Source organism: Psychrobacter sp. 1Y4 (assembly GCF_051847555.1).
On sequence record NZ_JBPYDE010000523.1, the window covers coordinates 1 to 726 of the forward strand.

Sequence of the window (726 nt, forward strand, 5' to 3'; positions counted from 1 at the left end):
CACTAAAGCGTTGCTTGGCAGCGTCAATCCACCTTCCTATTGAGGTATATCCTGTCTTATTTCTCTCATTAAATGCCAAAAACGAGCGTTCGCTTGTCACCACTGGGATATAACAAACGGAGCCTTCAGGAAAGGTAACATTAGATGGAATATTGGCATAATTACTCAAATCGGTGAGAATACCGCGGCGCTCTTCAATACTCGTGCCAGCGCTATAACTGCGGGTCGTTAAGCCCGACAAGTTGAGTGTTTGATAGTTGGTTTCGTAGCCTAGTTTATTATTACTGTTTTTTTCATAAATAGGACGTTTGACTGTGCGACCATTGACTTCGATGTCTTTGTTTTCGAGTCGACCTTCGAAATCATCTGCCAGTACCGTTCTGTCTAAATCATTCAGGCTTTGATTGCTATAACTGTTAATGAGATTGGTGGTTTTGATGTTGCGTGCGCCTGTGCGATAGGTCTCATCGATGCGCGCAATGGCGGTATCGTTGGCCTTACTATCGTAACTATTAGCAAAGCTCGTCAGCGTAATATTATCGCTATCAGAACCATAACTACCGTCATCTACTTCGCAGCCTATCAAAGCAAGCATTGACCAGAAGAAAACACCAGATATCGCAACCACTCTATTCATCGAACAATGTCCTTATGATTTAGATTTTTTATCATCCAATTTGATGATATTAGTATGACCCACCAAATGGCTGGCTTCGGTCATTCTGT

The 726-nt window shown here is 42.4% G+C and carries 1 protein-coding gene; it reads right to left on the reverse strand.

All coding sequences use genetic code 11. From position 1 onward, the window contains the following. The coding region (locus tag ACS8FC_RS17345) for a hypothetical protein (RefSeq protein WP_439297698.1) at positions 1–637 on the reverse strand (637 nt) is incomplete at its 3' end. Between the last annotated feature and the right edge of the window lie 89 nt (positions 638–726).